Below are 8238 nucleotides of genomic sequence, written 5' to 3'. Positions count from 1 at the left end.
GCGCGTTCGCGGACTTCAGGAGCGTATTTGCGTGATGCCGCTTTCGTCATGATGACCCCAGTCTCTCAAGAAACGGGGCCTCCGGGAAACCCGGCACGGTTCACCTTGATGAGACGCTATTGCTTGGGACGCAGGCATCCTAAGCCTGCGTCAGCTTTTCGAGTTCCAGGCGCACCAGTGTGATCAACTGATCAACCTTGCGAATGTTGCCGCCTGCATAGGCCAACGTTAGCAGCGTGAGCAGGTGCACTTGACGTTGGCGCATAAATAGTCGGAAGCTGGCAAAGTCGTGGACTTGGCGGATATAGAACGCACCAAGGACGGCATCGCGGCCGCCCGAGCTCGCGGCAAACGCCCGGGGCGGCAGCCGGTTGACATGGATAAAGTCAAGGCGGCGCTGAAGCTGGTGGAAGCCGGCCTGTCACCGACGAGGTCGCCAAGCAGCTGGGGCTGGGGCGGTCGACTGTTTATCGGGAAATGAGCTTGGCCGGGGTCGGGCGGCCACCGATTTCAACCTGACCAGCATCATGTCGGCTGGCCATCGAACTACGTTCCTGGTCCGTTCGACCTTAGCGTTGTTTCCCGAACAAATGTCGCGATGTCCTCTTAACCTGGGATAAGGCACCACCGCAGCACGGACGCAGGATCTCCCGGTCTTTGCCCTTATTCGCCGACAAGAACCGGGAGGCCCCCATGATCAAGCATATCCTCGTTCCGGTCGGCGGCCTTCCCACCGACGCGGCGTTGCTGGAGGAGGTCTTCGCGTTGGCGCGCCCCTACTCCGCGCATGTCGAGGTCCTGCACATCCGGCGCGATCCGCGCAACGACCTGCCTCTGTACGGCGAGGGCTTTTCGGCCGAAATCCTTCAGGAGGTCGTCGACGAGGCCGAGCGCAACGCGCGGAAGACCGCGGCGGCAGCCCGCCGGATGTTTGACGACGCGGTGGCCGACGCCTCGCTGGTCGTGATGGACAGGCCTGAGGCGGACGGATCCGCCGAGGGGAAGGGCGTTACGGCCTCCTGGCACGAGGTGACCGGCCCGACCGCCCGAACCCTGGCGGCGCGGGCCCGCTTCGCCGACCTGACGATGCTCGCCCGCTCGGCCGGGGAGGCGCTGGACCTGGAGGTCGTGCAGGGCGCCCTGTTTGAGTCGGGCCGTCCCGTGCTGCTGGCCAGCGGTGCCATGGAGCGGCTGGACAGCATCGCCATCGCCTGGAACGGCAGCCTTTCCTCGGTGCGCGCGGTGGCCGGCGCCATGGGCTTCATCACCCGGGCGCGCACGGTCTCCATCCTGGTTGCGGACGAAGGCCCCATGGACGCCGTGGTCGGCGTGCTGGGTGGACAAGCGCAGCCACTGCCGGAACGGCTGGTCGACCATCTCGCCTGGCATGGCGTTCACGCCATCATCCGCCACGTCGGACGGAAGAGCCGGCCGGTCGGCACGGCCCTGGCCGAGGCGGCGCGCGACCTGAACGCCGGGTTGTTGGTCATGGGCGGGTACGGGCACAGTCGGATGCGGGAGGTCGTGCTGAGCGGCGCCACGCGCCATATGCTGACGCACCCGATCGACTGCGCGGTGCTGCTGGCGCATTGACCAGCCGGACCGGGTGCAGCGATGACGCCCAGCGACACCCCCCGCTGTTCCGCCACCCCGACGGGTTCGGTGGTGGCGGTGCGCGGTTCCGTCCTCGACATCGTCTTTCCCGCGGAGACCTTGCCGTTGCTTCATGAAGCCGTCGACATTCTCTGGGACCGGCCGGAGCGGCTGATCGCGGAGGTGCAACTGCACCGCGACGACCGGACGGTGCGCGCCATCGCGCTGCAGGACACCTCCGGGCTCGCGCGCGGCACGCCGGCGCGGCGGCTGGGGGAGCCGCTGACGGCGCCGGTGGGCGACGCCGTGCTCGGCCGCCTGCTCGACGTCATGGGGGCGACGCGGGACGGCGGGCCGCCGCTGCCGGCCGGCGTGCCGCGGCGGCCGATCCACCGCGCGGCCCCCTCGCTGTCCGACCACAACCCGACGCGGGAACCGTTCGAGACCGGCATCAAGGTGATCGACCTGCTGGCCCCGCTGGCGCGCGGCGGCAAGGCGGCGATGTTCGGCGGGGCGGGCGTCGGCAAGACCGTGCTGGTCATGGAGCTGATCCGCGGCATGGTGGAGCGCTACACCGGCATCTCCGTCTTCGCCGGTGTCGGCGAGCGGTCCCGCGAGGGCCAGGAGCTGTGGGAGGAGATGAGCCGCTCCGGCATGCTGGGCCGCACGGCGCTCGTCTTCGGCCAGATGAACGAGCCGCCGGGGGCGCGCTGGCGGGTCGGCCTGACGGCGTTGACCATCGCCGAGCATTTCCGGGACGTGGCCCGGCGCGACGTCCTGCTGCTGATGGACAACGTCTTCCGCTTCGTACAGGCGGGGGCGGAGGTGTCCGGCCTGCTCGGCCGGCTGCCGTCGCGCGTCGGGTACCAGCCGACGCTCGCCGGCGAGATCGCCGAATTGGAGGAGCGCATCGCCTCCACGCGCGGTGCCGTGGTGACCGCGATCCAGGCCGTCTACGTCCCGGCCGACGACTTCACCGATCCGGCGGTGGCGGAGTTGTTCAGCCACCTGGACAGCTCCATCGTGCTGTCGCGCGGCATGGCGGCGGAGGGGCTGTACCCCGCGGTCGATCCGCTCGCCTCCGGCTCCAACCTGCTCGACCCCATGGTGGTGGGGGAGGAGCATTACCGGCTTGCCGAGGAGGTGCGGGGCGCCATCGCCCATTACCGGGAGCTTCAGGACGTCATCGCGCTGCTCGGCATTGAGGAACTGAGCGCCGCCGACCGCCGGGCCGTCAAGCGGGCCCGGCGCCTGCAACGCTTCCTGACGCAGCCCTTTCTGGTGACCGAAAGCTTCACCGGCCACGCCGGAGTCAGCGTGCCGCTGGCCGAGACGCTGAAAGGCTGCCGCGCGATCCTGGAGGGGGCGGGCGACGATTGGGCTGAATCTTCCTTCTACATGACCGGCACGCTGGATCAGGCGAAGGCGCGCGAAACGGCGGGGTCCGCCGGAGGAGGAGCGGCGCATGAGGCCTGACCGCCTGTCGCTCGTCATCACCACCCCCACCGCGGTGGCCGCGACCGCGGACGATGTCCGCCACCTGCGGGCGGAGGACGACGCCGGCGCCTTCGGCATCCTGCCGGGCCACGCCGACCTGCTGACGGCGCTTGAAATCTCCGTGGTCAACTGGCGCGGCGCGGACGGGCGGGAGCGGCACTGCGCGGTGCGCGGCGGCGTGCTGACGGTCGCCGACGGCGCGCGCGTCTCCATCGCCACGCGGGAGGCCGTGGTCGGCGACGACCTGGAGGCGCTGGAGCGCAACGTGCTGACCCGCTTCCGCAGCGCCTGTGCCGAGGAGGAGGAGGCCCGCGCCGGAGCCCGGCGCCTGCATGTGGCCGCCGTTCGCCACATCCTCGCCTACCTGCGGCCGGATCGCCGAACGACCGGGCGCCGCCGCGCGCCGCAGGACGGCGCGGGAGGGGCCGAATGATCCGGCCGGACGACGACGGCAACCGGGCAGCCCCGATGGCGGATCCCGTCCGTCGTACGCGCGAGCGGCGCGACCGCCGGGCGCGGGAGGGGGAACGGCCGGCCGGCCGAAACCTCGCGCTGATCGGGGCGCTCGGCTGGCTCGTGGTCGTGCCGACGCTGCTCGGGCTTCTCGCCGGCCGCTGGTTCGACCGGATGGCCGGCAGCGGGATTTTCTGGACGGCGTCGCTGATCGTCGCCGGGGTGGCGCTGGGCGGCTGGTTGGCCTGGAAACGCATCGAGCAGGAGCGTTGACCCATGCCGACGGTGCCGTCCCTTCTTCCCACGGGGCTCGGGATCCTGGCCGGCGCCGCGCTGGGGGCAGCCTTCTTCCACACCCTTGCCGTCGCCACGCGGCTGATGCTGTCCGGACGTGTCCGGCGCGCGCTGCCGCTGCACGCGCTGCGACTGGGCGGGGTGGCGGCGGTCTTCACCCTGACGGCGATCCACGCCGGAGCGCCGGCCCTGCTGGGCCTGCTCGCCGGGTTCCATCTGTCGAGGGGGGCCGCGGTGCGGCGGCTGGGAAAGGCGCCATGACGGACTCGCCGCTCACCGCCCCGGTCGTTTTCACGGTCGGCCCCGTGCCGGTGACGCTGCCGGTGGTCACCAACTGGGCGCTGATGGCGGCGATGACCGCCGTGGCGGCGCTGGCGACGCGGCGGCTGCGGGTGGAACGGCCGGGGCGCCTCCAGACCGTGCTGGAGCTGCTGGTGCAGACCCTGCTCCGCCAGCTCGGGGAGACCATGCAGGGGGACGCCACGCCGTTCCTGCCGCTGCTCGGCACCCTGTTCCTGTATCTGGCGGTCGCCAACCTGTCCGGCCTGTTGCCGGGGGTGAAGGCCCCGACCGCCTTCATCGAGACCGCCGCGGCTCTCGCCCTGATCGTCCTGCTCGCAAGCCAGGCTTTCGGCATTCGGGCGCGCGGGCTCGGCCCCTACCTGAAGGGTTTCGCCAAGCCGTCTCCCCTCCTTCTGCCGCTGAATCTCCTGTCGGAGCTGACGCGGGCCTTCTCGCTGTCGGTCCGCCTGTTCGGCAACGTGATGAGCGGGGAGTTCGTCATCGGCATCGTCCTGACGCTGGCCGGCCTGTTCGTGCCGGTGCCGCTGATGGCGCTGGAGGCGCTGCTGGGCCTCGTCCAGGCCTACATCTTCACCATCCTTGCCGCGGTCTTCATCGGCGGCGCGGTCGGCACCATCGAGAAGAGGTAACCATGGACATCCACGCCATCAGCATCCTCGGCGCGGTGGTCGCCGTGTCGGTCGGGGCCATCGGCCCGGCACTCGCCGAAGGCCGGGCGGTCGCCGCCGCCATGGAGGCCATCGCCCGCCAGCCCGAGGCCGCCAACACCCTGTCGCGCACGCTGTTCGTCGGTCTCGCGATGATCGAGACCATGGCGATCTATTGCCTGGTGGTGGCGCTTCTCCTGCTGTTCGCCAACCCGTTCGCCTGAGGGGCCGGCCATGCACCTCGACGGCTGGACGCTGCTGCTTCAGGCCATCAACTTCCTGGTACTGATGTGGCTGCTCCGCCATTTCCTGTACCGGCCGGTTCTGGCCGTGATCGCGGAGCGGCAAGCCGCGACGGAGCGCGTCCGCGCCGAGGCGGAGGCCGCGCGCGGCGACGCCGACCGGCTCCGCCACGGGCTGGAGTCCGACCGGGCCGGCCTCGCTGCCGAGCGCGACCGGCTGCTCGCCGACGCCCGCGCCCAGGCGGAGGCCGAGCGTGCCGCCCTGATCGAAACGGCGCGCACGGAGGTCGACCGCCTGCTCGCCGACGGACGGGCGACGCTGGAGGAGGAGCGCCGGCAGGCGCTGGCCGGCCTGCGCGGCCACACCGCGGCGCTCGGCACGGCGGTGGCGCAGCGGCTTCTCGCCATGGTGGCCCACGAGGTGGCGGTGGACGGGGCGATGAGCCTCCCCTTTCTCGCCGCGGCCTGCCGCAGCGTCGAGGCCCTGCCGGAGCCGCAGCGCCGCGCGCTGGCGGCGAACGACGACCCGGTGCCCGTGCGCCTCGTCGGTGCGGGTCCATTGCCGGAGACGGACGTCGGGCGGTGTCGGAACCGGCTGGCGGCGGCGCTCGGCCGGACGGTGGCGCTGACCGTCGTTGAGGATCCGAACCTTCTCGCCGGGGTCGAATTGCGCTTCCCGCACACCGTGCTGCGCCATTCCTGGAAACAGGCGCTCGCCGACGCCGTGGAGGAACTGACCACCCGGGACGAAGCCGATGACGACGCTGAACGACGCGCTTGACGCCTGGATCCCCCGGGCGATGCAGCGGCTGGTCGGAGCCGTGCCGCAGCCGAGCTTCGAATCCGTGGGCCGGATCGAAGCGGTGGGCGACGGCATCGCCCGCGTCTCGGGCTTGCCGGACACGCGGGCGGGCGAGCTGCTGCTGTTCCCCGGCGGCGTCGCCGGACTCGCCGTGGACCTCGACGCCGAGATCGGCTGCGTCCTGCTGGGCGACAGCCCCGCGCTGGCGTCGGGCGCGCCGGTGCATGGCACCGGGTCCGTGCTGCGCGTGCCGGTGGGCGACGGGGTGATGGGCCGCGTGCTCGATCCGCTCGGCAACCCGCTGGACGGCGGCCCGCCCGTCGCAGCGGAGCGGCGGGAGCCGGTCGAGCGCCCTGCCCCGTCCATCGCGGAACGGGCCGCCGTGTCGGAACCGCTGCTGACCGGCACCGCCATCATCGACGCCATGTTTCCCATCGGCCGTGGTCAGCGCGAACTGCTGATCGGCGACCGCGCGACCGGCAAGACGGCGATCGCCGTGGACGCCATCCTGAACCAGCGCAGCGGCGACGTCCGGTGCGTCTACGCCGCCATCGGCCAGAAGTCCTCCACCGTGCGCGCGGTGATGGAGGCCCTGCGCCGCGGGGGTGCCGCCGACCGCACGCTGGTCGTGGTGGCCGGCGCCGGCACGCCGCCCGGCCTGCAATGGCTGGCCCCCTTCGCCGCCGTCACCATGGCCGAGCATTTCCGCGACCGTGGCCAGCACGCGCTGGTGGTCATCGACGACCTGACCAAGCATGCCTCCGTGCATCGGCAACTGTCGTTGCTGCTGCGCCGCCCGCCGGGTCGGGAGGCCTATCCGGGCGACGTCTTCCACCTCCACGCCCGCCTGCTGGAGCGCGCCGCCAAGCTGGCGCCGGGCAAGGGCGGCGGGTCGCTGACGGCGCTTCCCATTGCGGAGACGCAGGCCGGCAACCTGTCCGCCTACATCCCGACCAACCTCATCTCCATCACCGACGGTCAGGTCACGCTGGACGCCAAGCTGTTCCAGGAAGGGCAGAAGCCGGCGGTGGACGTGGGGCGCAGCGTGTCCCGGGTGGGCGGCCGGGCGCAGCCGGCGCCCGTGCGCGGGCTGGCCAAGCCCTTGCGGCTCGACTACGCGCAGTTCCTGGAGCTGGAGGTCTTCACCCGCTTCGGCGGCATGGTGGACGAGAAGACGCGCAAGGCCGTGGCACACGGGCAACGCGTGCGGGCGCTGCTGGCCCAGCGCCATCTGGCGCCGCAGCCGCTGGCGCTGCAGGTGGCGCAACTCCTGGCGCTGGCGGACGGCACGCTCGACCGCGTGCCGGTGAACGCGATGCCGCGGTTCCGGGCCGCGCTGGCCGCCCTGCTGGAGGGGCGCGGGGCGGAGCTGGGCGCGCGCTTCGCCACCGAGGATTTGGACGAATCCACGCGGACCGACCTGCGCTCCCTCGCGGCGGAGGCCGCGCAGACCGCCGGTCTTTCCGACGAACCGGGAGAGGCGTGATGGCCGGGCGGCTGTCCGACGCGGAATCGCGCCGCGCCAGCATCGCGGAACTGGGGGCGGTGACCGACGCCATGCGCTCCCTCGCCGCCGTGCGGCTCCAGCAGGCCACGTCCATGCTGGACGGCACGCGCGCCTACGCCGGCGTGATCGCCGACGCGCTGGCCCGCGCGCTTCCCCTCCTCGGCGCCAAGGCGGTCCGTTGGCCGGCGGAGGAGCGGGGGAACGCCGCCGTCCTGCTGTTCGCGCCGGAGCACGGCTTCGTCGGCGCCTTCACCGACCGGCTGGCGGAGGCGGCGCTCTCCCTTCCCGGCCCCCGGGCGCTGTGGGTGGTGGGCAGCCGGGGCGCCGCCCTGTTGGAGGACGCCGGGAAAGCGCCCGCCTGGTCGGCGGCCATGGCGACCCACACCGACGCCGTCACGGCCACGGTGCACCGCGTCGCCGAGGCGCTTTACCGCGTGGCGGCGGACGGACGGCTGGACCGGATGGACATCGTCTACGGCCGGGCGGAGCCGGGCGCGCCCCCCGTGGTGGTGCGCGAGCCGCTCCTGCCGCTCGACCTCACGCGGTTCCGCAGCGCGAACGGTGGGGAGCGGCCCCTGACCAACCTGCCGCCGCCCCGGCTGGTGGCGCGGCTGGTGGACGAGTACGTCTTCGCGCTGCTGGCGCAGGCGGCCTTGGAGAGCTTCGCGGCGGAGAACGCGGCGCGGCTTGCCGTGATGATGGCGGCGCACCGGAACATCGAAGGCACGCTGGAGGACCTGACCGGCGAGATCCGCCGCCTGTGGCAGGAACAGATCACCACGGAACTGATCGAACTCGCTTCCGGAAGCGAAGCGCTCCGCGCCGGGATTGCCGGCACGGTCCGCATGCGCCACTCAGGAGTGTGGTAGCGTGCGGCGTTGGTGCAGAACTCGGCACACT

Annotated in this window: 10 protein-coding genes; all 10 read left to right on the top strand. The window is 72.1% G+C overall.

Annotation, left to right across the window (positions count from 1 at the left end; all coding sequences use genetic code 11):
* Nucleotides 1-693: 693 nt before the first annotated feature.
* Genes ACSVC7_RS25370 through ACSVC7_RS25325 form a run of 10 tightly spaced genes read left to right on the top strand, consistent with a single transcriptional unit; the run spans nucleotide 694 to nucleotide 8207 of the window.
* Nucleotides 694-1593 (top strand): universal stress protein, encoded by a 900-nt coding sequence (locus ACSVC7_RS25370; RefSeq protein WP_448207444.1) that lies wholly within the window; start codon nucleotides 694-696, stop codon nucleotides 1591-1593.
* Nucleotides 1594-1614: 21 nt separating this feature from the next.
* Nucleotides 1615-3069 carry a F0F1 ATP synthase subunit beta gene (gene atpD, locus ACSVC7_RS25365; RefSeq protein WP_448207445.1) on the top strand — a complete coding sequence of 485 codons (1455 nt, stop codon included), beginning with the start codon at nucleotides 1615-1617 and terminating at the stop codon, nucleotides 3067-3069.
* Complete coding sequence (locus ACSVC7_RS25360; RefSeq protein WP_448207446.1) at nucleotides 3059-3523, top strand: F0F1 ATP synthase subunit epsilon; 465 nt, start codon at nucleotides 3059-3061, stop codon at nucleotides 3521-3523. The genes atpD and ACSVC7_RS25360 overlap by 11 nt, the downstream gene beginning before the upstream one ends.
* Entirely contained in the window at nucleotides 3520-3816 is a 297-nt protein-coding gene (locus tag ACSVC7_RS25355) for an AtpZ/AtpI family protein (protein ID WP_448207447.1), read from the top strand. Before ACSVC7_RS25360 ends, ACSVC7_RS25355 begins: the two co-directional genes overlap by 4 nt.
* A gap of 3 nt (nucleotides 3817-3819) precedes the next feature.
* Nucleotides 3820-4098 carry an N-ATPase subunit AtpR gene (locus tag ACSVC7_RS25350; protein WP_448207448.1) on the top strand — a complete coding sequence of 93 codons (279 nt, stop codon included), beginning with the start codon at nucleotides 3820-3822 and terminating at the stop codon, nucleotides 4096-4098.
* A complete protein-coding gene (locus ACSVC7_RS25345; protein ID WP_448207449.1) occupies nucleotides 4095-4769 on the top strand; it encodes a F0F1 ATP synthase subunit A in 675 nt (224 codons plus the stop codon). The genes ACSVC7_RS25350 and ACSVC7_RS25345 overlap by 4 nt, the downstream gene beginning before the upstream one ends.
* 2 nt (nucleotides 4770-4771) lie before the next feature.
* Entirely contained in the window at nucleotides 4772-5011 is a 240-nt protein-coding gene (locus ACSVC7_RS25340; protein ID WP_448207450.1) for a F0F1 ATP synthase subunit C, read from the top strand.
* A 10-nt stretch (nucleotides 5012-5021) separates the two neighbouring features.
* Nucleotides 5022-5810, top strand: coding sequence for a F0F1 ATP synthase subunit B family protein (locus ACSVC7_RS25335; protein WP_448207451.1), 789 nt, complete (start codon nucleotides 5022-5024; stop codon nucleotides 5808-5810).
* Nucleotides 5785-7317 carry a F0F1 ATP synthase subunit alpha gene (locus ACSVC7_RS25330; RefSeq protein ID WP_448207452.1) on the top strand — a complete coding sequence of 511 codons (1533 nt, stop codon included), beginning with the start codon at nucleotides 5785-5787 and terminating at the stop codon, nucleotides 7315-7317. Before ACSVC7_RS25335 ends, ACSVC7_RS25330 begins: the two co-directional genes overlap by 26 nt.
* Nucleotides 7317-8207: a F0F1 ATP synthase subunit gamma gene (locus ACSVC7_RS25325; RefSeq protein WP_448207453.1), complete on the top strand. Its 891-nt coding sequence runs from the start codon at nucleotides 7317-7319 to the stop codon at nucleotides 8205-8207. The genes ACSVC7_RS25330 and ACSVC7_RS25325 overlap by 1 nt, the downstream gene beginning before the upstream one ends.
* The last annotated feature ends 31 nt before the right edge of the window (nucleotides 8208-8238 follow it).

It is taken from the genome of Azospirillum mesophilum (assembly GCF_053470405.2).
Note: the sequence above shows the minus strand (reverse complement) of the source record. Positions and strands in the feature narration are given on the sequence as shown.